The organism is Limnospira sp. (assembly GCF_051859755.1).
GTDB classification, from domain to species: Bacteria; Cyanobacteriota; Cyanobacteriia; order Cyanobacteriales; family Microcoleaceae; genus Limnospira; species Limnospira fusiformis.
Genome location: NZ_JBIMLI010000014.1, coordinates 1 through 26988, shown reverse-complemented (window position 1 = coordinate 26988; position 26988 = coordinate 1). Strand labels below are relative to the sequence as shown.

The 26988-nt window shown below is 45.4% G+C and carries 21 protein-coding genes; 5 read left to right on the top strand and 16 right to left on the bottom strand.

Annotated features, from left to right (window positions below):
* The first annotated feature begins 28 nt into the window (after positions 1-28).
* The gene (locus ACTIE0_RS04330; RefSeq protein ID WP_006669488.1) at positions 29-1447 is read left to right on the top strand and encodes a helix-turn-helix domain-containing protein; all 1419 of its coding nucleotides are present in this window, start codon (positions 29-31) and stop codon (positions 1445-1447) included.
* 187 nt (positions 1448-1634) lie between these two features.
* Here ACTIE0_RS04330 and ACTIE0_RS04325 read toward each other — a convergent pair whose 3' ends face one another.
* Entirely contained in the window at positions 1635-3545 is a 1911-nt protein-coding gene (locus ACTIE0_RS04325) for a S9 family peptidase (protein ID WP_006669487.1), read from the bottom strand.
* A gap of 141 nt (positions 3546-3686) precedes the next feature.
* Complete coding sequence (locus ACTIE0_RS04320) at positions 3687-4028, bottom strand: hypothetical protein (RefSeq protein ID WP_006623628.1); 342 nt, start codon at positions 4026-4028, stop codon at positions 3687-3689.
* A 282-nt stretch (positions 4029-4310) separates the two neighbouring features.
* Between ACTIE0_RS04320 and gor the strand changes: the two genes are divergently transcribed.
* Both gor and ACTIE0_RS04310 read left to right on the top strand, forming a co-directional pair.
* Positions 4311-5654 (top strand): glutathione-disulfide reductase, encoded by a 1344-nt coding sequence (gor, locus tag ACTIE0_RS04315; RefSeq protein ID WP_006623629.1) that lies wholly within the window; start codon positions 4311-4313, stop codon positions 5652-5654.
* A 682-nt stretch (positions 5655-6336) separates the two neighbouring features.
* A complete protein-coding gene (locus tag ACTIE0_RS04310) occupies positions 6337-7671 on the top strand; it encodes a GH39 family glycosyl hydrolase (RefSeq protein WP_006669486.1) in 1335 nt (444 codons plus the stop codon).
* Between the two features lie 31 nt (positions 7672-7702).
* On the opposite strand, the gene ACTIE0_RS04305 is transcribed toward ACTIE0_RS04310, so the two are convergent.
* The 3 genes from ACTIE0_RS04305 to ACTIE0_RS04295 all read right to left on the bottom strand — a co-directional run bounded on the left by ACTIE0_RS04305 (position 7703) and on the right by ACTIE0_RS04295 (position 12603).
* Positions 7703-8335 (bottom strand): pentapeptide repeat-containing protein, encoded by a 633-nt coding sequence (locus ACTIE0_RS04305; protein WP_006623631.1) that lies wholly within the window; start codon positions 8333-8335, stop codon positions 7703-7705.
* Positions 8336-8341: 6 nt separating this feature from the next.
* The gene (locus tag ACTIE0_RS04300) at positions 8342-9763 is read right to left on the bottom strand and encodes an HD domain-containing phosphohydrolase (RefSeq protein ID WP_006669485.1); all 1422 of its coding nucleotides are present in this window, start codon (positions 9761-9763) and stop codon (positions 8342-8344) included.
* Between the two features lie 104 nt (positions 9764-9867).
* Entirely contained in the window at positions 9868-12603 is a 2736-nt protein-coding gene (locus tag ACTIE0_RS04295; protein ID WP_050786908.1) for a cation-transporting P-type ATPase, read from the bottom strand.
* Positions 12604-12987: 384 nt separating this feature from the next.
* Between ACTIE0_RS04295 and ACTIE0_RS04290 the strand changes: the two genes are divergently transcribed.
* Positions 12988-13818 carry a sulfurtransferase gene (locus ACTIE0_RS04290; protein ID WP_006623634.1) on the top strand — a complete coding sequence of 277 codons (831 nt, stop codon included), beginning with the start codon at positions 12988-12990 and terminating at the stop codon, positions 13816-13818.
* 3 nt (positions 13819-13821) lie between these two features.
* Here the strand turns inward: ACTIE0_RS04290 and ACTIE0_RS04285 are convergent, their stop codons facing one another.
* A complete protein-coding gene (locus ACTIE0_RS04285; RefSeq protein ID WP_235677475.1) occupies positions 13822-14310 on the bottom strand; it encodes a pentapeptide repeat-containing protein in 489 nt (162 codons plus the stop codon).
* A gap of 122 nt (positions 14311-14432) precedes the next feature.
* On the opposite strand from ACTIE0_RS04285, the gene ACTIE0_RS04280 reads away from it, so the two are divergent.
* Complete coding sequence (locus tag ACTIE0_RS04280) at positions 14433-14780, top strand: phage holin family protein (RefSeq protein ID WP_006669483.1); 348 nt, start codon at positions 14433-14435, stop codon at positions 14778-14780.
* Between the two features lie 252 nt (positions 14781-15032).
* On the opposite strand, the gene ACTIE0_RS04275 is transcribed toward ACTIE0_RS04280, so the two are convergent.
* The 10 genes from ACTIE0_RS04275 to ACTIE0_RS04230 all read right to left on the bottom strand — a co-directional run bounded on the left by ACTIE0_RS04275 (position 15033) and on the right by ACTIE0_RS04230 (position 26891).
* Positions 15033-15536, bottom strand: coding sequence for a hypothetical protein (locus ACTIE0_RS04275; RefSeq protein ID WP_439516845.1), 504 nt, complete (start codon positions 15534-15536; stop codon positions 15033-15035).
* A gap of 42 nt (positions 15537-15578) precedes the next feature.
* Positions 15579-19124, bottom strand: coding sequence for a methionine synthase (gene metH / locus ACTIE0_RS04270; RefSeq protein WP_006668594.1), 3546 nt, complete (start codon positions 19122-19124; stop codon positions 15579-15581).
* A gap of 98 nt (positions 19125-19222) precedes the next feature.
* Positions 19223-20164 (bottom strand): spermine/spermidine synthase domain-containing protein, encoded by a 942-nt coding sequence (locus ACTIE0_RS04265; RefSeq protein WP_006668593.1) that lies wholly within the window; start codon positions 20162-20164, stop codon positions 19223-19225.
* A gap of 240 nt (positions 20165-20404) precedes the next feature.
* Positions 20405-21514 (bottom strand): glutamate 5-kinase, encoded by a 1110-nt coding sequence (gene proB / locus ACTIE0_RS04260; protein WP_006668592.1) that lies wholly within the window; start codon positions 21512-21514, stop codon positions 20405-20407.
* A gap of 39 nt (positions 21515-21553) precedes the next feature.
* Positions 21554-22069 (bottom strand): YqeG family HAD IIIA-type phosphatase, encoded by a 516-nt coding sequence (locus ACTIE0_RS04255; RefSeq protein WP_006623643.1) that lies wholly within the window; start codon positions 22067-22069, stop codon positions 21554-21556.
* A 60-nt stretch (positions 22070-22129) separates the two neighbouring features.
* Complete coding sequence (gene mltG / locus ACTIE0_RS04250) at positions 22130-23200, bottom strand: endolytic transglycosylase MltG (protein WP_006623644.1); 1071 nt, start codon at positions 23198-23200, stop codon at positions 22130-22132.
* A 54-nt stretch (positions 23201-23254) separates the two neighbouring features.
* A complete protein-coding gene (locus ACTIE0_RS04245) occupies positions 23255-23830 on the bottom strand; it encodes a DUF3727 domain-containing protein (protein ID WP_006668591.1) in 576 nt (191 codons plus the stop codon).
* Positions 23831-23951: 121 nt separating this feature from the next.
* Positions 23952-24398, bottom strand: a complete 447-nt coding sequence (ruvX, locus tag ACTIE0_RS04240; RefSeq protein ID WP_006623646.1) for a Holliday junction resolvase RuvX — start codon at positions 24396-24398, stop codon at positions 23952-23954.
* Positions 24399-24406: 8 nt separating this feature from the next.
* On the bottom strand, positions 24407-25624 hold the full coding sequence (locus tag ACTIE0_RS04235) for a GNAT family N-acetyltransferase (RefSeq protein WP_006668590.1): 1218 nt from the start codon (positions 25622-25624) through the stop codon (positions 24407-24409).
* Between the two features lie 46 nt (positions 25625-25670).
* Positions 25671-26891, bottom strand: coding sequence for a hypothetical protein (locus ACTIE0_RS04230; RefSeq protein ID WP_006668589.1), 1221 nt, complete (start codon positions 26889-26891; stop codon positions 25671-25673).
* Between the last annotated feature and the right edge of the window lie 97 nt (positions 26892-26988).

Here is a 26988-nt window from a genome sequence, read left to right as displayed (position 1 = left end):
TGAATAAGTAATAACACCTATTAGTATTATGGAAGTTCAACAAATTATCGAATGGGCTGACCGTCTAGTGTTGATCCAAACAGGAAAACACCTAGATGACCTGGAGACAGCAATTTTGCAGGGGACTTACCAAAATCAAAAATACTCGGAAATTGCCGCGGGCTACAACTGTAGCGAACCCCATGCCAAAAAGGTGGCTTGTCTGCTATGGAAAACCCTTTCCCAAGCGTCGGGAGAGGAAATCAATAAATCTAATTTGCGATCGACTTGTCAGAGGCTACAACTTCCGGCTTTGTCCAATAGCGAAGAATTTGTTACCATTGATACAGTCACTCAAACAAATTCCCCACCTCCCCAGGGTGAAACTATGGCTAAACCATATAACACTGAGTCCTTCAGGCGTATCGATCGCACTGATATACCTAATGGGGATTATTTTTGCGATCGCCAAGAAGAAGTGGCTACTCTCAAAAATTGGATACTACAAGATCGCAGTCATTTAGTCTCGATTTTGGGCCTTAGTGGTATAGGTAAAACCGCAGTCGCCCTGCATCTTTTACCACAAATTCAAGACCATTTTGATTGTGTGATTTGGCGGAGTTTACGCACCCTACCTTCCCTATCTTCAATCTTAACTTATTTAACCCAATTTTTGCCTCCCCCCAACCCGGATATCCGACCCCTGACCATCAGTTACGCTTCCACAGTCGCAGAAGCTCAAAACCCATCCCACCAATTAGCAGAACAATTATCATTAGTCATGGAATCTTTCCGACAACATCGCTGCTTGCTCATTTTAGACGATGTGCAGGCGATTTTAAATCCTCATAACCTGGTGGAAGGCTATAAACGGGGTTACGAAAGTTATCGATTATTCTTTAAAACGATTGGCGAACTATCCCATAACAGTTGTCTGATTATGAATAGTTCAATTTTGCCTCAAGAATTAATCGAGTTAACTAATAATAATCATCGGGTTAAATGCTTGACATTAGCTGGCTTGGGGTCAGAGTCAGCCCATAATATTTTGACTTCTGCCAGTTTGTTAGACGCTGATAATTGGCAAGAATTGATAGATATATATGGTGGTAATCCCGGCTTTTTGAAAATTGTATCCCGGACAATAAAAGAGTTTTTTGGTGGTAGTGTGAAGCAATATCTAGCCAATAACTCTATCTTGGTATTGCCAGAAATCAAGCATATATTAGATTATTTTTGGCAGGAATTATCGGATTTGGAAAAACAGGTAATGGGGCGGTTATCGGCATCAGATTCCGGTGTGTCTATGGCGGATTTGCTAGAGAATACTAACCATAATAGTTCGGATTTATTGTGGGCGGTTCAATCTTTACAAAAGCGGTTTTTAGTGGATAATATCCAACGGGAACAGCAAACATTATTTACGCTGATTCCGGTAATTAGAGAGTATACGAGACAATGTAGATAATTGGGAAACAGATGGCGACATATATCGGTTTAACCTCCCCTAATTCTGGTTAGGAATTAAGGAAGATTATATTTTGGTTAATGTCGCAGTTTTTTATGGGGAAAATAGTTGATAATTCCTAACTATCAAGAATCAAGAATCAAGCATCAATTAATTTCCCCGGTAATCATTCCCCTGGGAGTAGCTATTAGTTACCAATCCCAAATACACGGATATAGAATTGAAACTCATCCTCTAAGGCTGTCTTAATATTATCAGCTTTACGGAAGCCATGTTGTTCATCAGCAAAGGTGACATATTCGACGGTTAAGCCTTTAGCTTGGAGGACTTGCACCATTTTCTCAGCTTGGTTAGGGGGGACGACTTTATCCTGGAGTCCTTGGAAAAATATAATGGGACAGTTGAGGCGATCGCTATGATGAATAGGCGACCTGGCTATATACAAATCCCGACCTTCTGGGTAAGGTGCAATCAAGCCATCAAGATAGCGAGACTCAAATTTATGGGTATCGGTAGCTAAAGCCTCCAAATCACTAACGCCATAGTAACTAGCGCCAGCTTTAAACACATCATGAAAAGTCAAGGCGCACAGAGTAGTATAACCCCCAGCACTACCGCCAGCGATCGCCATGCGATCGCCATCAACCAACCCTTGCGCCGCCAGAAACTTAGCACCATTAACACAGTCAGCGACATCAACAATTCCCCAGTTACCCTGAAGACGTTGGCGATATTCCCGACCATAGCCGGTACTACCACCATAGTTAACATCCAATACGGCAAAACCGCGACTGGTCCAATACTGAATTTTCAAATTGAGACTGCTAGAAGTCGCCGCCGTGGGTCCGCCGTGGCTTTTGACTAGGAGAGGTGGTTTTTCGGTATCAGGAGCCACATAGTCTTTATTTTGGGGTGGATAAAAGAAGCCGTAGGCGCTTTGGCCATTTTCGGTAGGAAACTCAATAGGTTCTGGGACCGATAAATAACCAGGGTCTAGGTCTATTTCGGTGGAAGATCGCACGACATTCATTTCTCCAGCATTGAGATCCAATTGCACCAAGGCGGTCGGTTCAGTAGCGGAAGATGCCAACATCAAAATACTATTGTTGTGAACTTTGACGGAGGAAATGTAGGTATAGGAAACATCAAAGGAGCGTAATTGTTGAGTTTCTGGGTCTAAAGTGGCTAAGGACCAAATACCATTTTGAGTATAGGCACAACAAAGCCGCCGTTGGGAGATGAAACCGAATGTAGACATCCCAAAGACCCATTGAGGTAGTCCAAATTCCGCCGGGAGGGGAAATAATGGCTCAATTTTCTGATCACGAACCCGGTAGAGGTTCCACCAGTTAGCGCGATCGCTTACAAAATAAAGAGTTCCATCAGGAGACCATTGAGGCTGAAAAATTGACTCTTGGACTCCCCCTGCCACCCGTTGTTGTTGGTCTAAAGTCCCATTTTCGGTAACTTCAGCCACCCATAATTCTGTACCATCCCAAGGCATATTAGGATGATACCAGCAAATCCAACAGAGACGCGAGCCGTCTTGACTGAGGTTAGGGGAGGCGTAAAAATCGGCCCCAGTGGCTAAGATTTGGATATCTTCAGGGTTGTTAAGGTTAAGGCTAATGAGGGTATTAACGGGTTCTCCTGGTTGGCTGTGGTCTTCCCGCACACAAATCAAACGTCCCCGGCGGGTATCTATGAGCAAATCAGCATAGCGGAAATTTCCTTCTGGGGTGATAGGTTCGGGTACAATTTCGGTGGGTTGAGCAACTGAGGCGATCGCCTGACGGTAAATGCGTCCATCAGCAAAATTAGAAAAATATACCGTCCCCTCACTGACGGTATAAGATCCTCCCCCATACTCATGTACACGGGTACGAGCATTAAAAGCGGCCGGAGTGCAATCAATGCGATCGCCTTTGGGGGTTAGGCGCACAATCACATTGCGTCCCCCTTCGGAGGGTCGTCCCTCAATCCAGTATATATCATCTCCATCCCAGGCAGGACTTGCCAACCCGACTGCCCCTTTAATAATTAAGTCGGTAGTGATGGCCGATTGCCAGGAGCCATAGGGCGCGACGCTTAAACTCATAGTTTCTATCTCTATAACTCCAGTGGATTCCTATACAGGGAAATTCTACCTAAAATATCAGTAAAATACCTCTATTATCCACTAGGTTGCCAGAGATAGGGCAACTTCTACCCTGGTCCTCCTGACAATCAACAACTCACTTCAATCTTTTATCAAGGTGGGAGAACATTGCATAAAAGCTGCTTGAAAATCTCGATTTGCCATAATTTCCTGTTGAGTTGTCAGATTACTTAGCGCCAATAATTTGTCATCTGGCAGTTTACTTAAACGATCTAAGGTACAATTACAAAAGGCTTCTCCTCTTTGGGGGGAAATATTCTCAGCCGCCATTCCGGCTCGGCATCCTTGCAGATAATTGGTCTGAAATTCCTGGCGCTGTTGTGGGGTCAACGCTTGCGCCGGAAACATGGCAGTTATGGTGCTGCCAATTAGTGGGAACACCACCAGAAATTTAGACACAGTTTTGGGGGGACAAATTCTCATAATATTGTAACTTGCTAACCAGATGATTACTTCCCAATCATACGACTAATTCAACTGCGATCAGCAAAATTTGAGCCAAAGATGATGACCGCCATTATACGTCAAGAGTTATCAATTATGAATTAGATGGTAATTGATTTCTCATGGTCTGGACTGGTCAGGTGGGCAATAAGTTCCACAAATTTGGAGCCGGGTACTGATTGGGGTAAAATATATTGGAAGTCATTGGGCGATCCAAGTCATCTTAGAAAATTGATGTTTTAGACAAGAGGCTATTATTGTATGGCATACGATTATGATTTGTTTGTGATTGGTGCAGGTTCAGGGGGGTTGGCTTCATCGAAACGGGCGGCTTCCTATGGGGCGAAAGTAGCGATCGCTGAAAATTCAGTGGTTGGGGGAACCTGTGTGATCAGGGGTTGTGTCCCCAAAAAACTGATGGTCTATGCTTCCCAGTTTTCCCACCTATACAAGGACGCGGTAGGCTATGGCTGGAGTGAGGTGGAGAGTAGCTTTGATTGGCAAAAACTCACCCAAGCGGTTGATACGGAAGTTAAACGGTTAAGCCAACTCCATATCAGCTTTTTGGAAAAAGCCGGAGTGGAACTTATTGATGGATACGCTAAATTTATTGATGCCCATACACTAGAAGTAGGCGATCGCAAAATTACCGCCGATAAAATTCTGGTGGCAGTGGGAGCCAAAGCCGTGCGCCCAGAGATTCCCGGCATTGAACATAGTATCATTTCTGATGATATGTTTTTGCTGCCGGAACAACCAAAACGGTTCGCGGTTTGGGGTGGTGGCTATATTGCGGTAGAATTTGCGGGTATCCTCAATGGTTTAGGTTCCCAAGTCACAGAAATTATCCGGCGTGACCTGATCCTGCGGGGATTTGATCAAGACCTGCGGAACCATATTCAAGAGGGTATGACCAAGCATGGGGTGAATTTCCGCACCAATACCACCATTGAAAAAATCGAAAAAGTCGAGGAAGGTCTGAAACTCACCCTAACAGGTGATGATACAGAACCGTTGATTGTAGATGCTCTGTTGTGTGCGACAGGTCGCCAGCCTAAACTGGATGGATTAAACCTGGAAAATGCGGGGGTAGAAACGATTAAAGGGGCGATCGCTGTAACTCAAGACAGCCGCACGACTCAATCTAATATTTTTGCGGTGGGAGACTGCACAGACCGCGTGAACCTGACCCCAGTAGCGATCGCCGAAGGTCGGGCTTTTGCAGATACGGAATTTGGTCATTTACCGCGCTCCATCAGCCATGATAACATCGCTACAGCGGTATTCTCCCAACCGGAGGCGGCGACAGTAGGCATGACAGAAGCCCAAGCCCAAGAAAAATTCGGTGATGGGATTAAATGCTATCGGGCTGTGTTCCGACCCATGTTCCACAGTCTGACCGGGGCTGATGAAAAGGTATTAATGAAGTTAATCGTGGAAACTAATACCGATCGCGTTTTGGGGGCTCACATGGTGGGTAAAGACTCAGCAGAACTGATCCAAGGAGTTGCGATCGCTGTTAATATGGGAGCTACCAAAAAAGATTTCGACAACACAATGGGTATTCATCCCAGCAGCGGTGAAGAATTCGTCACCATGGGTTAATTGCTGATTCCTGATTGATACCTAGGAGGGTGGATAGGGGCGGGTTGATTAAAATTGTCGTCGGGAACCTTAACTAATTGCGGAACCCGCCCCCACAAATTTATCACCCTCCTTTTCCGCTTTACCTATATCTTGGCATCCAAATTGGAACATTAGCGATTTGGGGACCTTAGCTCTAATGTCGGAGCCATGATTTAGTCGTATATTTGCAGGACATCTTACGACAATAGCGTATAATACTTCAGAAGATTCGCAACTCAATAATTGATATACGGTTAAACCCCGGACAATGGCGAATTTTGCTCACCACCTATTATTGGGCTGGTTTTACTATGATTAGCAGTCCCTGGTAAGCAGTTAACAACAGGCAATAATTAATAATTAATAATTAATAATTAATAATTAATAATTGTAGGGGCGGGTTCCGTTGTCAATTCAACTGCCGACGACTATATTAATAAACCCGCCCCAGTCCACAGGGTAAGAGGAGAGACAATTGAATTGATAATTCATAATCAATAATTGTAGGGGCGGGTTCCGTTGTCAACTCAACTGCCGACGACTATATTAATAAACCCGCCCCAGTCCACAGGGGAATTAGTAAACCGGGAGGAGAGACACTTTTAAAGCCTATTGTATGATTACTGAAATGACTGTATCAAGATTAACTGAGAATTGACCAATGATTAAACAATTAACTAATTTGCGCCGAATTGGGCGAATTAAATGGCTTTCCGTGTTATTGGCAATAGCAGGAGGATTGCTATTTGTTGGGGTGAGCATAATTCCGGCGATCGCTCAAACTCAAGGGGATTTGACCATTGATTTTGCCACCACTCAACCAGGCGTTCAATCTATGAGTGGTTTTCTGTATGGAGTTGAACAAGATGAACCGCCAGATCATCTAATTGAACCCCTGCAACCCAGACTGTGGCGGACATCTCGCCTCAACCTTTATCCCCGCTTAACTGGATTTGGAGCAACATTTCAGTTGTTACTCAGTGATACTTGGGGATATGGAAGACCACGGGGGTGGCCCTATGATGACTATACTCGCTGGGAAAACCATGTTCGGAATTTGGCTAGAGAACATAAGGGAAAAAAGATGCTCTGGGATATCTGGAATGAACCCGATTTGCGCGATCCGTTTTGGCATGGAACCAGACAACAGTTTTTTGAAACCTACAAAAGGGCTTATCGGGTTTTACGGGAAGAGTTAGGCCCTGATGTGATTATTGGTGGGCCGAGTATTACTAAGTATGATAAGGGTTTTTTGACGGCTTTTTTAAACTATTGCCGAGACAATAATCTTGAGGTTAACTCATTATCTTGGCATGAACTGAATGATCAAACTATTAATGCGATCGCACCCCATATCCGAGATGCTAACCAGAGTTTTCGACAGAACCCAGCTTATCGCAGTCTGAAAATTCAGCGATTGGATGTTAACGAAATCATTGGACCGACTGCCCAATATCGACCCGCCGAAAATTTAGCCTATTTGTATTATACAGAACAGGGGGGCGCTTCTGCCGCCGCCAAAGCCTGTTGGGAGCCGAAAGGGGGGGGTCCAAATAACTGTTTTAACAAAAGTCTTGATGGTTTGGTGCAGCCGGGACCTTTTGCACCTAGGGCGGTTTGGTGGGTCTATAAAGCCTATTCTGATGGCTTTAGCACTAGGGTGAGGACTCAGGGAAATAACCCCAGAGTGATTGGTTTGGCGAGTCAGTCTAATGGTCAAAATCAAGCCCAAGTCTTATTTGGTTATTTTGAGCAAGGTCCTTCCGCCCGTCAAGCTACTGTTACGCTGACTCTCAGAAATCTTCAGCAGCTTGGTTTGGGACAGCCTGGACAGCCGTTAAATTTGACTATCTCCCGAATTCCAGACAGTGGGGAAGCGGTGGTTAAGGATTTAGCGATCGTCAAACGGCAGCAAATTACGGTCACTAATCAAATAGTCCGATTGACTGTTCCCAATATTCGCATCCATGAGGCTTATATTTTGACTATCGGCTAGGTAGCGCACCTTGAGTGATATCTTGGTGAGGTTAAAGGCGATCGCCTTGGCGAATTGACTCCAAGGGAGTACCATCTAAACAAGCCTCATCAAGACAAGCGCCGCCCCATTGTGTATTTTCGACAATGGCACAAAGTAGGTTAGCCCCTCGCAAATTCGCCCCTCGCAAGACTGCGCCACTCAGGTTAGCCTCTTCCAAATCAGCTTGGGAAAAGTCCACTCCCGAAAGGTTAGCATTTCTCAGGTCGCAGCCCTGCAAAATCGCCCGAGACAGACTCACCCCGCGCAAATCAGCCGATTGGAGACTAACACCACTTAAATCCAGATTACCAAATACCGCCCCCGTGAGAAAAGCCCCCGCAAAGGTAGCCTCTCGTGGGTCTGTATCTAATAAGATAGCACCCCGCAGGTCAGCATTGCGAAAATCTGCCTGTATGAGGTTAGCCCCGGTAAGATTAGCCCCTCGGAGGTTAGCCCTAACGATCGCCCTAGCCAAATTCGCCCCCGACAAATTCGCCCCCATTAGCTTGGCTTGGGAAAGGTCCGCGTCAGCCAGATCAGCCCCCGACAGGTCAAGACCGGATAAATCAGCATTAACTAGGTCTTTGATTCTACCATTTCTAATGTCTTCGATATTTAGGGATGCAGATTGATGATTAATCATAGGTTATTAATGTGTAATTTTGGGTGATTCTGGATGTTCAGAATAGGCGGGATTAGTGATTTCTTCTAGCCAGATATTCGGGAGTTGGGTCGGCTGAGTTGGTAACTGCATTAAACCCACTTCAGTTAACCTAATTACTGTGGCTAAGGAGTTCACCACAGCCGGATCAAATCTAGTGCCGCTGTATTTTTCACATTCATTTAGGGCATCTTTTAAGGTCAAAGCTGGGCGGTTTCCTCTGGGCTGAGTTAGTTCTTGAAAATAGCTAACTAGCCCTAATATTCTGGCTTTTATGTTGATTTGTTTTCCTTTTTGACCATCAGGAACTCCGCTACCATCCCAATTTTCTAAGTGGTGGTTAACCACTTGTTGCACTACTGTTAATTCTGGCATAGCTTCCAATAGTCTACCACTAATAGATGCGCGATCGCGCCAAAATTTTTGGGTGGCTTCATCCATTTCCGAGGGAGTTTTTAAAAACACTTCTGGGGGTGCAGATACCAGACCAATACGATGCAATAAACCTGCTAATTTCAGCCGTCGCAGCTTAACGGTTGGTAGGTCTAAAATCTGACCTATGGTTTCGCATAAGGCGGCGACTTGTAGGGAAGCACAAGGGTTAAAGGAGTCGCGTTCATCTACTTGTTGCGCCATGCGTAATAGGGCTTGCAGTTTGTTGGCGCTTAAATTCCGGCTAACTCGTTTGGCTTGTCCTTCCAATTGCCAGAGTTGTCTATTTTGGCGATTAACGGAGATTAATTCTTGTTGTGATGATTGTAAATATGTAACAATCCGAGAAACTACGGTGCTGAGGTCGGGAAATGTGGGGTTAGGGGTAGCAGTAATATTTTGATAAGATTCCCAGAGGCGATCGCCTAATTCCGGGTTATAGTTACGGAAGCGATTAATTAATATTTCGGTAGTTTGGTCTACTAGGGCTTTATCAAAAGTCCAGAGTCCATAAAATTTGCGTTCCGTGTCAATGGTAGGTTTCGCATTAGCCAAATATTCAGATTCTGATAATTCATGACAAAGAACCATCGCCCTATATCCAGGTGCTATAATTAACAGGTTCCACTCCTCTACTAGGCTATCATCTGGTTCCAGATTAATCAAGGAAACATTATCTAATTGACCTGTGGGATGTTCCGCAAAACCGCTATCAGGTACCGCGCTAATGACAACATGGCGGGAAAGTTGGGCGATTTGCAAATAGCGATCGGCTTCCTGGAGATACCATTTTCCTTGTTGAAAAGTCACTAAAACCAGGGGTTTTTCTCCGGTAGCTTCACCTGTTTGTAGAAGATGGTCTTCTAAAGCGTGACAGAGTGCGACCAGAGTATTTTTAAAGTAAACGCCAAAACTAGAGGGGAGTTTACCATCAGGTAAAGAGGCTTTAAGTAAGTTTAGTGTCGATTCAGGATTCATATTATTTATAGGATTTTTAACAGGGGACAGACCAAGGGAAGCGGGAAATTAATTAATAATGATTAATTATGAGCTATTTACTGCCCCCTGTCTAGTATCTAGGGTTAATTTTGGGCAATTTGGTTGGGTGGGTCAATGCGGTTAGCGATCGCCGCCACGATAATCATAGGTAAACCTACCAGGAAACAGGTTAACCATTGTTGCAGGTCTAGGGGCGCAGTGCTGAACAAAGTATTCATGAAGCCTACCTGACTAAAGATGACCTGTAGAACCATGGTAACAGCAATACCAATCCAAATTACTGGCGCTTGGGCGATTTCGGTATCTTTCCCCAGTAGTTTGGAGGAGAGAGTTTCGCCAATTTGACTGAGACTAATAAGATAGAATACCCGCCCAAATACCAGGGCTTGAATTGCCATGGTCCGGGCGATCGCTTCTTCTTCGGTAGTCATCCTCACCCATTCAAACATTCCAAAAATCAGCACCCAGTTAAAGACAGAAATCAACAGAATTCGCAGGAGTAGTGGCTTATTTAACAGAGGTCGATTAGGGGAGAGGGGGGGTTGTTCCATCACTTGTTTAGACTTAGGTTCAAAAGCCAGGGGAACCGTCATAGCGATGGAGTTAATCATATTTAACCACAAGACTTGTAGGGAGAGAATAGGTAACAATCGGTCGAGGAGGACACTAATAACAATAGTCATGGACTCCCCGCCATTGACAGGTAAGATAAAGGCGATCGCCTTAATCAAATTACGGTAAACCGTGCGCCCTTCTTCCACCGCCGCCTCAATAGAAGCGAAATTATCATCCGTCAAAACCATATCGGAGGCTTCTTTAGCCACCTCGGTTCCCGTTTGTCCCATAGCCACACCAATATCAGCCTGTTTAAGCGCCGGCGCATCATTGACCCCATCCCCCGTCATGGCGACAATATCTCCCCGAGACTGTAACGCTTCCACCAGGCGAAATTTTTGTTCGGGGGCGACCCGCGCAAATACCACGCCATCTTCAGCCGCGTTAATAAACTCTTGCTGATCCATCTGGCTAAGGTCTTCTCCGGTGAAAGCAATAACTCTCCCCGACCGTTTCAGGCGCATTTGGGAGGCGATCGCACTAGCGGTGATGATATGGTCTCCCGTAATCATTTTGACCCGAATACCAGCATTTTTACAGGCCGCTACAGCCCTAATTGCTTCTTCGCGTGGGGGGTCAATCATTCCCTGTAAGCCGAGAAACTCTAACCCTTGTGCAATATCCTCATGGTCTAGGGTAGTTTGCTGGGTGATTTTTCTGGCGATCGCTAATACCCGTAACCCAGAAGCTGCCATAGTTTCAGCCTGTTTATGAATTTCCGCAGCATCTACCGGAATGATTCTGCCGTCAGAGTCTAACATTTCATCGCAGCGGGAAACAATAGCTTCCACCGAACCCTTAACATAAATTACCAATGTTTGGCGATCGCTAGATTCATGCAAAGTCGCCATATATTGATATTCTGACTCAAAGGGAATCACATCTTGGCGAGGCATTTCTGCTTCCAATGCAGCCAGGGTAAATCCCACTTTGCGCGCGCTAACAATTAAAGCCCCTTCCGTCGGGTCTCCTACAACTTTCCAGGTATTTTCTTCCTGAATTAAATGGGAGTCATTACACAACATCCCCCCTCGCAAACATTCTTCAAGGACAGGGTGATATGCTAAGTTAATCTCTTCATCTGCTAAGGATATATTCCCCTCTGGTGTATAACCACTACCCGAAACCTGGTAATTTTCACCCCCAGCATAAATCTGCTGGACCGTCATTTGATTTTCCGTTAAAGTTCCCGTTTTATCAGAACAAATAACCGTCGCACTTCCCAGAGTTTCCACAGCCGGGAGTTTCCGAATAATAGCATGGCGGTTAGCCATCCGAGAAACCCCAATAGCTAGGGCGACTGTTACCACTGCTGGTAAACCTTCCGGAATTGCACTAACTGCTAGGGCGATCGTCGCTTCAAACACATCGTTTAAACTCTGCCCATATCCTAACCCTACCGCCAACGTCAACGCTGCCACTCCCAGGATAATATAAAGCAGTTGGCGGCTGAATTTATCAAATTTCCGAGTTAGGGGAGTAATCAGATTATTTTGTTTTTCCATTAACTGGGAAATCCGCCCCGTTTCCGTATTTTTCCCAGTAGCGATAACTATGCCTCGCCCTTGTCCTGCTGTCACAAAACTGCCAGCATAACCCATGCTTTTCCGGTCTCCCAGAGAGGCATTTGCCTCTACCGTATCTGGGTGTTTCTCCACCGCCGTCGATTCTCCCGTTAGGGCGGATTCATTAACCTGTAAATTCTTGGTTTCTACCAGGCGCAAATCTGCCGGAACTTTATCGCCAGAAGCTATAAATACAATATCCCCAGGGACTATTTCCGATGAAGGAACCTTGTTTTTTTCACCATTTCTATATACCGTCGCTTCCGTTTCTATGGACGATGACAGGGCGGCGATCGCATTTTCCGCTTTAGTTTCTTGGATAAAGCTAACTATAGCATTAATCAGCACTACCGCCCAAATCACCCAACCATTAGCACTTTGCCATCCTTCTAATAAAAACTTAATCCCCCCAGCAATAATGAGGATATAAAGTAGAGGTTGATTGAATTGTTCTAAAAATCGGATAATCGGATGTTTACCGCCCTTACTTTCCAGGCGATTTAAGCCAAATTGTTCCTGTCTTTTCGCAACTTCTTCCGAGTTTAAACCTTGTTCTAGGTTAGCCCCAACTTCAGCAGCCGTGTCAGCGATCGCTAAACAATGCCAGAGTTTTGGGAGTAAAGATTTATCGTCATTCATAATCTCAATTTGGTAATGTTCAAAGGGTGAACCATAGCCCACGAAAATATAGTTATAGGCGAGACAGTAGCCATGGTTAAGGTTATCGAAAGATTAAGATGTCCGCACAGAGAGGGTTAGTCATCCTACCAACTAGGATAAGTGCTGACATCCGCTCTCAACAGACTTAGTGATAACAATATGTATCATATCTAACAATCGTCTATTTTCCAAGTTTTTACCTGGGGGATGTAGTTCAATGTCAATTATACTGATTGGGCGAGACTATAGGAATCGGTGATGATTGAGGATAAAATCGGGGGAATTTTGTCTAAAAACTGCCAATATATGATATAATACCCCGTGCAAATATCGCTAATCCGATAGCAGGGAGATGGAATTTTAATGGTGAATACTGAACCGATTGTTTCCCCCGAATGGTTACGCGAAAATCTAAATAATCCCCAGGTGAAAATTGTGGACTGTCGTTTTGCCTTGGCTGATCCAGCTTGGGGACAACAACAGTATCAAGAGAGTCACATTTTAGGCGCTTTTCATCTGGATCTCAACCGGGATCTGTCTTCACCAGTGACTAAACATGGGGGCCGTCATCCCTTGCCCAATATCGATGAACTAGGGGATAAATTGGGTAAAATGGGGATTGAATTTGGGGAAACTCATGTCGTAGCCTATGATGATGCCCGATTTGCCTTTGCTGGGCGGCTGTGGTGGCTGTTACGATATATGGGTCACGATCGCATTAGTTTACTCGATGGTGGCTTTAAGAGTTGGCAGGCGGCGGGTTATCCCGTATCTGAAGAGTTGCCAGGTTCACCACCTGCTAAGTTTACCCCCAAATTGCGATCGGATTGGGTGGTAAGTTATGAACAGGTGAAAGGGCGCAAGGATCAGCCTGGGGTGATTTTAGTTGATTCTCGTGACCATGACCGCTATTTAGGCAAACATGAACCCATAGACCCCATAGCCGGACATATTCCCGGCGCGGTGAATTTACCCTGGCAACAAGTCACCGATGATCAAGGTTTTGTGAAGTCTACACAACAGCAGCGGTGGACTGAGTATCAGGAAGCTGAGGAAATTATCGTTTACTGTGGGTCAGGAGTCACAGCCTGCGCCAATTTGTTATCCCTGGAATTGGCAGGCTTATCCCAGGGAAAATTGTATGCCGGAAGTTGGAGTGATTGGTGTTCCTATCAACTAGACCCCGAAGGCTGAAGCCTAACGACACCCCAGGGAGTAGCGGGTATCAACTCCAGTCCTAGAGTTGACACCTTCTGCCCTCAGACAGAGTTGGCGCAACTGTTCCCGATCAAAAATAGCATCGGTAAAGTCTGCGCCAGTGATTTTGGTATCAGCAAAAGTAGACCCCAAAAACAGGGCTTCCGTAAAAATCGAATCGCTTAGGTCTGCCTGGGAAAAGTCTACCTGATCCACCATAGCATAGGTGAGGTCTGCTTTTCTCATCGTCACCCCCAGCATAATTGCCCGACTGAACACAGAACCTCGCAATTCGGATTCGTCAAAGTTAGCATATTCCAGATTGGAGTTGGCAAATTCGGCGGCGGGTAGTTTTTGACCCGAAAAATCGCGGTTTTGCAGCAAGCTGTGGTTAAAAAACAGGTGGGACGGGTTCTCAGCTAGGGCTAACCCCGGTCCCATAGTTAATATTAGTCCTACCCATAAGGCGATCGCTAATGATCCAATCATCCTCTTCAATGCCAAAAGTCCCATAAAAATATCTCGAATAACCACAATCTATCTCCAGGATAGCGAACTAAAGCAGCCTTTTCACTACAATGGGAAACCAAAGACGAGGTTAAACTGTATTGATGATTAATTTTTTCTTGACTTGGCTGTTAGCAGCTATTGCGCTGTCCATTACCGCTTATTTAGTGCCGGGTTTGGATCTGGATAGTTGGCAGGCTGCTGCTGTAGGGGCGATCGTTATGGGGTTGGTAAATGCCATTATTAAACCAATTTTAACCATCCTCACCCTACCCTTAACCCTCTTAACCCTAGGTTTGTTCCTTTTTGTCGTTAACGCCATTTCCCTATACCTAGTCGCAAAATTTACCCCCGGTTTTACCATTAATGGATTTTGGCCAGCCCTATGGGGTTCTATCGTCCTCTCCTTAGTTTCCTGGGGTATGAGTCAAATCGCCAACCAAGCTGAGTAGATATGTAGATTGTTGAGATTTTCCCGACTCTAGGTTAAGGCGGTGGGTTATTCCTGGCAATATCAACCCCCCGCCTTTTTCATCCCCAACCCCCATTACAGCCTGTTCAGAAATAATCTGATCACCTCTCAAAGTCCCTCTCCCTCTTTGGGATCCAGATTTAGGGTGAGGGCAATGTATTAAGCGACTGGTGAACAAGCTGTATAAACTCTTGACTTAGATTGAACATCAAAAAGTCATCATTCTTAACTATTAACAGAGATTTTCAATCTTCAGATCCGTCATCTCTAAATGTTTGTAGGACATCCACCCTATTTTCTGTTCATAAAACCAATGTTGTTTGTCTGCGGTGCATAAAGGGCGACCACACCACCATATCCCCAGATTTTTATTAACATAAGTCGCATCGAATATCTCAACAAAGGCTCCTAATGGTAGCTTTTCGATAATGTTGTTACTATCGTTAGGGTTAGGGGATCTTCTCAAATTTAACCCCTGAGTTTTCACCTTAGCAATACATTCAAATACATCAACATGAACCCTGGGAACATACCAAAACATACTGCGATTTTGTTCTCCTGAACCCAAATAAGAATCTATGCTCATCTCATAATGTCCGTCTTCCAAATAACGACTATTATTCCAAGCGATAAAACTAGCGCCCGCCGGAACTTCGATTTTTTTATGAGTAGGTAGTTGATTAGCCGGGAGAGGTTCGGCTTTAAAAATGGTGCGGGTATGCACAAAAACTTTCATGATTGATTTCCTCAGTAATAGAGATAGTTGAGTAGAGAGATATTAGGCGCTAAAATACTTAGCCGCTGGGTGGTAAGTGATAATCGCAGTAGTAGACTGTTCCGGGTAAAGCTGTTCACTTTCATCCATATATAAACCAATCACCTCTGCTTTCAACAGATCTAACTGTTTATATTGGTCTTGCATATTCGGACAAGCCGGATAGCCGAAACTGTAACGGGAACCTCGATAACGCTGCTTGAGGATATCGCGAATATTATCAGCATCCTCCCCACCAAAACCTAACTCGCGGCGAATGCGCGCGTGTAACCATTCTGCCATAGCTTCAGCCGTTTGTACTGCCATACCATGAAAATACAAATAATTGGTATAATCATCAGCAGCAAATAGCTTCTGGGCGTAATCTGTCGCGATTTGTCCGACGGTAACCGCGTGCATCGGAAAAACGTCCATTTGACCGCTATCTTTAGGGGCGAAAAAGTCAGCAATACAGAGGCGACGACCAGACCGCTGGCGGGGAAATTCAAAACTGGTAATTGGTTCGGAAATTTCTCCTGCCTTAATTTTTTCGGGGTCATAAATTAACAGCGTGTTCCCTTCCGACTGACAGGGGAAATAACCATACACGGCGCGGGGGTGGAGTAGGTTTTCGCTAATAATTCGCTGTTTCCACTCTGCCAAAATTGGATAAACTTTAGCTTCTAAAAACTGGTTATATTCTGACCTGGGCTGTCCTTGGGGTTTACGGAACTGCCATTGTCCGGCGGTTAGGGCTTGTAAATCCAAATACCAGAATAATTCATCAAAGGGCATATCCGCAGGTTCCAGAACTTTTACGCCCCAGAATGGCGGGGTAGGACGGTCTATATCTACGGCTACGGCTTCGGAACGTCGGGTATCTACTACTTTGGGGGTGTCAGGTTCTGGCTGGTCTGGTTGTGCTGACTGTTGATTATCACCATTAGCCGTGATGGTTTCATCTTCGACAAATTCATCTAAAAAGCCTTTGAAATCTTCCCATTTTCCGGATTTCTTGGCTGGCATCAATTTATCCATAAAGGTGAGATCGGAAAAGGCATCTTTCCCATAAATGACCCGCCCTTTATAGGTGTTTTGACAGTCTTCATAGACAAATTTGGAGGTTAAAGCCGCACCGCCTAAAATCACGGGAACGGTAATTCCTTCTTGGTTGAATACCTCTAAGTTATCTTTCATAAAGGCGGTGGATTTTACCAGTAAACCACTCATGGCGATGCAGTCGGCGTTATGTTCTCGGTAGGCGGCAATGATATTATCAACCGGTTGTTTAATGCCTAAGTTAACGACTTTATAACCGTTGTTAGAAAGGATGATATCAACTAGGTTTTTGCCGATGTCGTGAACATCTCCTTTAACTGTGGCAATTACAAAGGTTCCTTTGGCGTTATTTCCAGATTCGGATTTTTCCATAAACGGCTCTAGGTAAGCAACCGCCGCCTTCATGGTTTGGGCGGACTGGAGAACAAAGGGTAATTGCATTTGACCAGACCCAAATAGTTCCCCGACAACTTTCATCCCGTCTAATAGGAAAATGTTAATAATATCTAGGGGTGGATACTTTTTGAGGGCTTCGGCGAGAGCATCTTCTAAGCCTATGCGTTCCCCATCAATGATATGCTGTTTGAGGCGTTCCTCAATTGGTAGATTAGCATCACCACTGCGATCGCGTTTAGTAGTTTTACCTTCAAATAGGGTGGTTAATTTAGTTAAGGGGTCGTAGGTACAAACATCCCCATCAAACTGTCTTTGGTCATAAATCAAGTGGCGACAGACTTCTTGATGTTCGGGTTCAATTTTAGCCAGAGGTAGGATTTTATTAGCAGTCACAATAGCCGAATCTAAACCTACGGCCATGGTTTCGTGCAAAAACACTGAATTTAACACCTGTCGCGCCGCCGGGTTCAAACCAAAGGAAATATTAGATATTCCTAATAAAATATGGCAGCCGGGGAGTTCTTGGCGCATTTGGTTAATGGCTTCAATAGTGGCTTTCCCATTTTCGCGGTCTTCTTCAATTCCGGTAGAAATAGGTAAAGCTAGGGGGTCAAAAAAGATTTCGGTGGCGGCGATACCAAAGGCGATCGCATCATTATAAGCCCTTTTAGCGATCGCAAACTTTTTGGTGGCTGTCCGCGCCATTCCCTCCTCGTCAATGGTTCCCACCACCACACCAGCGCCGTATTTTTTCGCCAATTCCAACACCTTATAAAACCGAGGTTCCCCGTCTTCGTAGTTAGTAGAATTAAGTAAACATTTCCCCCCAGCGACCTTTAAGCCCGCCTCCATTTTTTCCCATTCCGTAGAATCCAACATCAGAGGTAAATTAACATTAGTCACCAGTCGAGATACCAACTCGTGCATATCTCGGACTCCGTTGCGACCCACATAATCCACGTTCACATCAAGAATTTGCGCCCCTTCTTTCACCTGTGCTTTAGCGAGGGCGACCAAACCATCCCAGTCCTCGGCATTGAGTAAATCCCGGCATTTTTTAGACCCGCTGGCGTTGAGTCTTTCACCTACAATTAAAAACGAGTTTTCCTGTTCATAACTCACGGTACTGTAGATAGAAGCCGCCGAGGGTGTAATCTGAGGATGGCGAGGTTTTGGGGTCAAGGTTTGGGCAATTTCCGCCAAGGCTTTAATATGGTCAGGACGGGTTCCACAACAGCCGCCAATCACCTGTACTCCCAAATCTTCTATAAAGTGCATTAAAGCCATTTTTAACTCTAGGGGGGTGAGTTTATAATGAGCTTGACCGCCGACATTTTCCGGTAAACCAGCGTTAGGAATACAGGAGACCACAAAGGGGGAATGTTCTGATAAATAGGCGATGTGTTCCTTCATTAAATCGGGACCGGTGGCGCAGTTTAGTCCCAAAATATCGATTTTATAGGGTTCGAGAATAGTTAGGGCGGCGTTAATTTCGGAACCGACTAACATAGTTCCAAAAGCCTCCATAGTTACGGATACCATAATTGGTCGCCGTTCCCCTTTCATTTTAAATACTTCTTCGATACCATTAAGGGCGGCTTTAATTTGCAGGACATCCTGACAGGTTTCGACAATAAACAGGTCTACCCCACCATCAAATAAGCCTTCTGCTTGTTGACAAAAAGCACGTTCTAGGGTATCAAAATCAATATGTCCGAGGGTGGGGAGTTTAGTTCCCGGTCCCATGGAACCTGCCACAAAGCGAGGTTTTTCGGGGCTGGAAAATTCAGCAGTGACGCTTTTAGCAAGTGTGGCGGCGGTTTTATTCAGTTGATAGGCTTGGTCGGCGAGGTCATATTCTGCTAAGACGATAGAAGTCCCCCCAAAGGTATCGGTTTCAATAACATCAGCGCCAGCTTGCAAAAATTGGCGGTGGACGGTAGCGACGGCTTCGGGTTTGGTATGGACGAGGTATTCGTTACAGCCTTCGTATTCTTTCCCCCCAAAGTCTTCGGCGGTGAGGTTTTGGACTTGTAGGTTAGTTCCCATTGCGCCATCAAAGATGATTACTGGACGTTGGGGACTGTGAAGGCGTTGTAAAAATAGGCTTTCCATAGGGGATTTAAAGATAGATTTTCTTTTAGATCGATTGGATATTATGGTTAAGATGCGATCGCAGCTATCCACTATTTTTACACAGTTTTCGCCCAGATTCACCCCCAATTATTTATCGAGTGATTTTGAGGGGGGTTGGCTAGGGTGTACACTTCGGTTTCAGATGCGATCGCATTTCTTAGGTAGGTAGGGATCTGAAATAATCCTAACAGAGTGTTTCCGTCTAACATCCTTAACCCTCCCTTCGTCTGGGTAGCTAATAACTGATTAACTGATTCCGGGTCAGGTCGGGAGGAAATCGGCTGTTTAGATGCTAACACAAACCCCCAAGGTTCTCCAAAACTGGGAACATCACTGCTATAGCTTTGGATATGGGGAAATACTTGATTGATGGTATGGGCGACTTTTGTATGAAACCTCAATCCAGCTAACGCGGTTGAGCCAGCTTGTACTACTAGGAAACCATCGGGTTTCAGGACTCGCGCCATTTTGCTAAAATATTCTTGGGTAAACAGTTGAAAAGATGGTCCTGACTCTACCGGGTCGGACAGGTCAGAGATAATCACATCCCACTGTTGAGAACTGTTATCTAGGAAGTTAATCGCGTTGTCAATATTAACTGTGGTGCGGGGGTCATCAAAGGCGCGATCGCTCATTTCGGGTAAATAGTTTTTACAGGCTGCTACCACTTCTTGATCTAGGTCTACCATCACTACTTCTTTCACGGTATGCCAGCGCAACACTTCCCGCACAGTCGCACCTTCTCCACCTCCTAATATAAGAACTTTTTGGGGTTTCCCATGATAAATCAAGGCGGGTTGCACTAAGGGTTCATGATATAAAAATTCATCAACCATACATGATTGCAGTTTCCCGTCTAAAACCAAAACCCGACCATAAGATACGGTTTCTAAAATCTCCATTTTCTGATAGGCAGTCTGCTGAGAAAGTAGAACCCTGATGACACCGTGAGCATAAATATCCCAAGATGTTATATAATCACTAAGCCACAAGTCGGCTGCTATCCGACTACCCACCATGAGTTATCCTCCTTGTTTATGGGTCGAATCCCACAGTAATTATAAATCATCTGATTTGGGTTCTGTGGTTAAATGGTCCAATCATAGGAATAGATCAGCCTGGGTATTTTTTGTTATGAATAGTGATTGCTCAGATGGCGCTATGTATCCCCCCAGTCCCTAGGTGACGGTGAAACCCAGCCTATATGACCATAGATAAACGTCATCATCTATGGTGGCATTGACAGCTAAAAAACCCGGCTACACAATGACTAAATTATCTCGATGTATGACAGTTTCCGCCCCATAATAACCGAGAATTTCGGGGATTTGTTCCGAGTGACAACCTTTAATTTTCTGCATTTCGGAACTACTATAGTTAACTAAACCCCTGGCAAATTCTTGGCTTTCATTATCACATAATTGCACAGAATCATTAGGGTTAAATTCTCCCTCCACCCTGATAATTCCTGCGGCTAGGAGAGACTTTCCCCCCTCTTTAATAGCTTTAATTGCGCCGGGGTCAAGGTAAAGTTTACCCATAGGAACCAAGACATTAGCGATCCAGTGGCGACGGGAATTTACGGGGCGAGATTGAGGTTCAAATTGAGTACCGATCGCATCTCCGCTGAGAATTTTTTTAAGATTAGTAGGATGTTTACCATCAGTAATGACAGTACGCACCCCGGAACTGGTAGCAATACGCGCCGCCTCAATTTTGGTAATCATCCCCCCAGTCCCCCAACTGCTGCGGGAGGAACCTACCTCGACTTGAAATTCTTGTAACTGTTGAATATTAGTAACTAAATGAATGGGTTTAGCATGAGGGTTACTGCGAGGGTCGGCGGAATAAAGGCTTTCGACATCAGTTAACATAAATAGCCAATCTGCTTCTACTAAACTAGCCACTAAAGCCGATAAAGTATCATTATCCCCAAACCGTAATTCATCGACAGCGACGGTATCATTTTCATTGACAATAGGAATGACACCTAATTTGAGCAGTTGTTGAAAGGTATTATAAGCGTTGACATAGCCGCTGCGTTGCACTAAATCTCCGCGAGTTAGCAAGACTTGGGCGATGGGTTGTTTGAGGGTAGTAAATAAATCATCATAAACCCTAATCAAGCGCCCCTGTCCGACGGCGGCGACGGCTTGTTTAAGGGCGATCGCCCTAGGTCTTTCGGTTAATCCTAGGCGATCGCGTCCTACTCCCATCGCACCAGAGGACACCAAAACCACGCGATTTCCGTTTCTGCGTAGATCGGTTAAAGTCTCTACCAGAGTCGCCAAGGTTGACAGCGCCAAGTTTCCAGTTTCCGACTGGGTTAAACTGGAAGTACCAATTTTGACAACAATAGTACAGGTCATAATTGTTGAGGGGAGAGGGGGGGGGAGGTTTGGGAGTGGTTAACTTTTCAAAACAGCGCCAAAGAGTTTAGATATCCAAACTTCGATAGATCTAGTTGAGAAAGATATACCAGTTTGCATGGGGTCCACCATGGGTTCCACTAGAATTGTAAACATTCCCAAACGGTTTCCCGCCAGAACATCGGTAAATAGGCGATCGCCGACCATTGCAATTTGACCGGTGGGGATATCCATAGCATCGACCGCTTGACGAAGTTTCCGACGGGAGGGTTTAGCGGCGGCGTTAATGTATGGTAAACCCAGGGCGTTAGCAATACCACTAATGCGAGTATTGCTGATATTGTTGCTAACTAACCAGAGGGAAAATAGGGGTCTAACATTTTCTACCCACTCTCGCAACTCATCAGAGACTTCCTGGGTGGTGATAGGTACTAAAGTCTCATCGACATCTAACACCAGTCCTTTGAGATCATACTGATGAAGGATATCAGGTGTAAGCTGCATAATCGAGTCGCCCAGAACCAGATCCGGTTCTAAAAGTTTTCCCCAGGACATAGCTGATCGTAGAGTTGAACTCTACCATCCTACATTAAAACAGAGTAACTCATGACATTTTTATTGATTAGCGAGTTGTCGTTCAACTTCTGCGATCGCCGCCTTATGTTCCTCTCCGGTGCGGCTAAAGATATGAGTACCATCATACCGAGCCATAAAATAGAGGTAATCTGTTTCGGCTGGATTTAGGGTAGCCTTTAAACTAGCCACACCTGGGGAGGCGATCGCTGTTGGTGGGAGTCCCACATTCAGATAAGTATTGTAAGGTCCCGGAGTTTCCACCTGTCTAAAAGTTAGAGGTTGGTCAACAGTTTGGCGAATCCCCAGACCATATTCTACTGTAGGATCTGCAGCCAATGGCATTCCCATTCTGAGGCGATTATGAAACACCCCAGAAATCAAATTCCGTTCATCAGCCACCACCGCCTCTTTTTCCACAATACTAGCCAGTGCTACCCATTCATTGAGATCGAGATTGTGTCTGTCTCGGCTTTGTTGATAAATTGGTAGCGCCACCCTTTCAAATTGAGTTAGCATCTGGTTAATCACCGCTTTAGGGGTAATCAAATCACTAGCCAGAACATAGGTATCAGGATATAAAAATCCTTCCAGTATAGGTAATCCTTGCGGCAACCATGGATATTGATCGAATGGTATTTGTTGAGCTTGTGCGATAAACTCTTCCGCCGAAAAGAATCCTTTGGCTTGGAAATATTCAGCCATTTCCTGAATCGACCACCCCTCTGGAATGGTAAAGCTGGTTTGCATCACTTCCCCAGTCCAAATGCGATCGGCAATTGCACTGAGGGACTCCGTAGGAGATAGCTGGTAATTTCCCGCTTTAAATTCTCCATCTGGGTCTCGGAAAACCAACCACCTAGACCATAACCGCCAAGCTGTCGATGATCTAATCAAGCCAGCGCTTTCCAAATCGAGACCAATTTGCTGGCTAGATGTTCCTGGGGGAATTGAAATCAGGATAGCAGTTTCCGATTTAGCATTTTCTCCGATCGCATCTTCATCTACAGGGGGGGAACTAGCCCAACTCCACCAACTCCATCCTTGCCACCCAAAAAACACCCAAACTAATGGTACAACGGTGTAAAAAATACCTTTAGAAATCCGTCCCATAACCTATTCTATCAATTCCTGATAACTACTTTTGCTCAATTAGCAGTTCGGCTTTTAGCTAAAATCTCCAAAGAGTTTTTCCTCAATCATCGGTAGTAGTGGTTCAATTTTATCTAACTCTTCAGAAGATAGCAATTGGGGTTCACCTTTCTCATTCATACGAGCCATAATAAAAAATGGATCGAGGGGAGTATAAATGCCATATTCTTGTTCTTCATGATAAAAAGTGGTGAGCATTAACAGTTCCTCATAATCTTCTTCCCCCCCGCCCACAGAGCCATTCTCTTCCACATCATTATCAAAAATGTCCTCTGGTAGTTCCCCAGCCACAGTCAAGGTGACTGCTGTACGTTTGAGGGTAAGGTTTTGTTCTTCCAGAACTACTTTAGCCGTATCAAAAATACTATCTATGACCGCTTCTGACTCTACCGGAACCGCCACCTCTTCATCCTCATCATCAGACCAAGTGAGGATTTCCACCGGGGTATCGAGGGGAAGCAGCAAAATATATTCTTCCCCGTCTAGGCTAAAAGATGACTCAATTGTGCATTCAATCGATCGCCCTTGTTCATCAGTTAGGGTAGTGGCCTCTGGTTCGGGGATATTCTCGTCGGAAAATTGGGATGGCATGATTTTTGAAAGTAGTATGGTTGCTCAAAAAGAATAAGGCAATGCTAATTGTACCGATGGGTACAATTGATACAGATCCACTTGCACCAGAAAGAATACCATAACAGTGATATCTTAACCCCTAGGATTTGTTTCGGCGTTGATCGAGCCACTGTTGCAGAATCAAGGCGGCAGCTTTGCGATCGATTAGCGCCTTATTCTCAGACAAGGGGATTTTTTGCCCTTTTAACATCTGTTCAGCCTCCACAGATGTTAAGCGCTCATCCACATATTCCACGGGTAGAGCCAGGGATTTTTGCAGTCGTCGGGTATATTTTTGGATCTGACGGGCTTGGGTTCCTAACTCTCCATTGCTCAAATAGGGTAAACCGACGACCAAAATTTGCACCTGGCGCTGTTGGATGATGGCTTGAAACTGGGCCAAATCCGCCTCAAAGTGGGTGCGGACAATAGTAGTTAACCCGGTGGCGATTAATCCGGTACCATCACAGCCAGCCACTCCAATGCGACGGCGACCGATATCTAAGCCTAGGGCTGATATATAGCCTTTGGGGATGATGTCATTCATCGGCAGGTTTAATTGGGGTCTGGCGCACTACTCTCGGCGATAGTTTGGGGTGGAATTTTGGAGGAATCAGCAGTGCTGGTTTGATCATCATGGGTCTGATGATGCTCCATGGGTCCCAGCCATGACATTCCCCCAGGAACTGGCTTTCTCGATGGTTGCAAACTTTGGAGAACTTCCGACCATTGGAGAGGTTCGGCGATCGTTTTTGACTCACGCAATTTGTGCCAAACCGATCGCGACATTAGCAAAGTGTGTTCCACCGGCTCGGCTCCGACTTTTTGTAAATAGGCTTCGCGTTCCGGTTGATAATCCACCGAAGCCAGTCGCAGGGACTGAGGCGGAAAATCTTGGACCAATTGAGCCATTTGACATAAAAGTTCTGGGTATAACCAAGTATAGGCAGGATGAACGGTTAATTCAGCTTGATGGGGTTGGCCACCATCTCGACACAATTGGATTTGAAAATAACCGATCGCCGCCTTCCGTTGGGGTTCAAACACATAACCGCTCACCTGTTCGATGCCATCAAGCCATTGTCGCACTCCATCGACGATCGCTCTGATCACATTAGTTTGAAAATCGAGAATATGGCGATCGAACACCTGTCGGACTTGGGGAGGCATAGAAACCGTATCTAATTGATACAACAATTGAGCATCAGCATTGCTGACCGGAAGTAGATTAGGGACATCCGCCACAGATTGGGCTAAATCAGCCAGCAATTCAGGTTCTACAGACCAGTAAGTGATTTTAGCCAGAGGTTGGAACCCATTTTGTCGATATAGAGCCAAATCATCTTTATCGTTAACATTGACCTCCAAAACCCAAGTTCTAGCTTCCCAGATAGTTTCAAAGCAGTATCGCAACAGTTGGGAACCAATACTACTAGACGAAGTGCTGGGGTCTACGGACACTCGTTTAACCTGCCAGGTGCTACGGGTACGGTTAAACGGCGAAACTCTGATCACTCCTTGAACCTGTCCCCCCTGTTCCGCCACATAGGTATTAAATAGATGCTGACAGGGGTTAGGAAACCAACTCAGAAATCGGAGTAAGCCATACCAGAGTCGCAGTTGTTTGGTTTCCGGGTCAATGGTGCGGTCTTCGCGCCATGGCTCATCTACCGGCTGGGTAAGCTGAGACAAACGCTCAAAAGCCTCTAAATCGCGGTATTGAAAGGCGCGAATTGTCGCCTGAGTTTGATTGGGAGAAGGAAATAAATTCATGTGAATTGTGGGGTTTTGGGGTCTTGGTAGATCATTTTAGGCAGAGTTAAAGGCTTTGATCCGATTCGGGACGGATCAGAACTAATGGGGTGCGCTCATCAGCATTTCCGGCGGGATTGCTTCTAAGCGATCGCTCCACTAAAGCCGTAGATAAACCAGAAGTAGCTGCTAATATTTTAACCGCTTTCAAGTCGTTAACGTCTACAATGGCCGCTTCTAGTCCCGTCGCTTGGCGAATACGGTTAACTACCCCTTGAGGGTCTTCTGGACCAAGAACAATAAATTGATCGTAAGGTGGTAAGGTTCCGGTGACATCATCAATAAGGCGTGCTTGTTCCCCTGCTAATTCGTAAAACCCGCCTGGATGACCTAATACCTTGCCAATAGCGCCTCCGACAAAGGCTCCGAAAACCCGCACCGGACCGACTATATCGACCAGGGTTTGCAGTCCGCAGGCGGTGGCTAGGCTGGAGGTGGGCATAAAAAAGTAACAAATTCGCACCGCTACCCATCCGGGTTTGACTTCCGTTGGGTGGCGGAACCTACCTTGAATTAAGGCTAGGGGAGTTTCTCCCATTGTAACAATATCTCCCGGTTTAGCGTGTGGCATTACATAACGCTGCACTACTTCCACGGGATCATCTAGTTGCGCTAGGAGATGGGTGCGGATCGGGAATACTTGACCGCCGCCTTCTACGGGGCGAGGAGTGGGGGGGATTTGCGGATCTGGGTATTGCATGGGAATCACCAAATGGCGGACTTTGGGTATTCTGCCTTGGGGTCCATAGGTGACGTAGCGAATTTGTACCCAAGCTGACTGGAGTTCCTTGAGGTTTGGGCTTTGAATGTCGATAATTACTTGAAATCGGGTGAGGTGGCGCGCTTTGACGATATAGGCTAACCAGTAATCATCGGCTCTGGGGGTGGTGGCTTCATGGGCGGCAATGATGCGGGTGTTTACCCTGGTATTGGCTAAACTCCCATCAGATAGGAGTTTGACTTTGGCTGTCACCTCCGGCACCATTATTTCTAGGGTCTTGGTCCGGTTGCAGAGTTCAAATTCTCCTTTGAGGAGGAGTCTTTGGGGTTCTGTGGGTGTCTTTTCCCAATTGACGGCTCTTAGTTCTAGGTCATTACCCGGACGGTTACGATGCTGCCATTCTAAGGCAATTAAAATGATGGCGATCGCTACTACAATGGCGATCGCTAAGGATAAAATCAGATTTACAATAATCACACCAGCCCCCCAATTAAAGCTATCAAACATGAGATCGACATTATTCTAGGTTATACGAACAGCACTGGAGCATGAAAACCTTGTCTCAAGAGAGCAAGGATGAAAGGCGACACGGGTACTTTAGTGC

Coding starts and splice junctions, on each gene's coding strand:
- ruvX (WP_006623646.1), bottom strand. CDS start 24,398: ATGAATGACATCATCCCCAAAGGCTATATATCAGCCCTAGGCTTAGAT.
- ACTIE0_RS04295 (WP_050786908.1), bottom strand. CDS start 12,603: ATGAATGACGATAAATCTTTACTCCCAAAACTCTGGCATTGTTTAGCG.
- ACTIE0_RS04245 (WP_006668591.1), bottom strand. CDS start 23,830: ATGCCATCCCAATTTTCCGACGAGAATATCCCCGAACCAGAGGCCACT.
- ACTIE0_RS04280 (WP_006669483.1), top strand. CDS start 14,433: ATGATTAATTTTTTCTTGACTTGGCTGTTAGCAGCTATTGCGCTGTCC.
- mltG (WP_006623644.1), bottom strand. CDS start 23,200: ATGGGACGGATTTCTAAAGGTATTTTTTACACCGTTGTACCATTAGTT.
- ACTIE0_RS04265 (WP_006668593.1), bottom strand. CDS start 20,164: ATGGTGGGTAGTCGGATAGCAGCCGACTTGTGGCTTAGTGATTATATA.
- metH (WP_006668594.1), bottom strand. CDS start 19,124: ATGGAAAGCCTATTTTTACAACGCCTTCACAGTCCCCAACGTCCAGTA.
- ACTIE0_RS04310 (WP_006669486.1), top strand. CDS start 6,337: ATGATTAAACAATTAACTAATTTGCGCCGAATTGGGCGAATTAAATGG.
- gor (WP_006623629.1), top strand. CDS start 4,311: ATGGCATACGATTATGATTTGTTTGTGATTGGTGCAGGTTCAGGGGGG.
- ACTIE0_RS04320 (WP_006623628.1), bottom strand. CDS start 4,028: ATGAGAATTTGTCCCCCCAAAACTGTGTCTAAATTTCTGGTGGTGTTC.
- ACTIE0_RS04330 (WP_006669488.1), top strand. CDS start 29: ATGGAAGTTCAACAAATTATCGAATGGGCTGACCGTCTAGTGTTGATC.
- proB (WP_006668592.1), bottom strand. CDS start 21,514: ATGACCTGTACTATTGTTGTCAAAATTGGTACTTCCAGTTTAACCCAG.
- ACTIE0_RS04255 (WP_006623643.1), bottom strand. CDS start 22,069: ATGTCCTGGGGAAAACTTTTAGAACCGGATCTGGTTCTGGGCGACTCG.
- ACTIE0_RS04230 (WP_006668589.1), bottom strand. CDS start 26,891: ATGTTTGATAGCTTTAATTGGGGGGCTGGTGTGATTATTGTAAATCTG.
- ACTIE0_RS04275 (WP_439516845.1), bottom strand. CDS start 15,536: ATGAAAGTTTTTGTGCATACCCGCACCATTTTTAAAGCCGAACCTCTC.
- ACTIE0_RS04285 (WP_235677475.1), bottom strand. CDS start 14,310: ATGATTGGATCATTAGCGATCGCCTTATGGGTAGGACTAATATTAACT.
- ACTIE0_RS04290 (WP_006623634.1), top strand. CDS start 12,988: ATGGTGAATACTGAACCGATTGTTTCCCCCGAATGGTTACGCGAAAAT.
- ACTIE0_RS04300 (WP_006669485.1), bottom strand. CDS start 9,763: ATGAATCCTGAATCGACACTAAACTTACTTAAAGCCTCTTTACCTGAT.
- ACTIE0_RS04325 (WP_006669487.1), bottom strand. CDS start 3,545: ATGAGTTTAAGCGTCGCGCCCTATGGCTCCTGGCAATCGGCCATCACT.
- ACTIE0_RS04305 (WP_006623631.1), bottom strand. CDS start 8,335: ATGATTAATCATCAATCTGCATCCCTAAATATCGAAGACATTAGAAAT.
- ACTIE0_RS04235 (WP_006668590.1), bottom strand. CDS start 25,624: ATGAATTTATTTCCTTCTCCCAATCAAACTCAGGCGACAATTCGCGCC.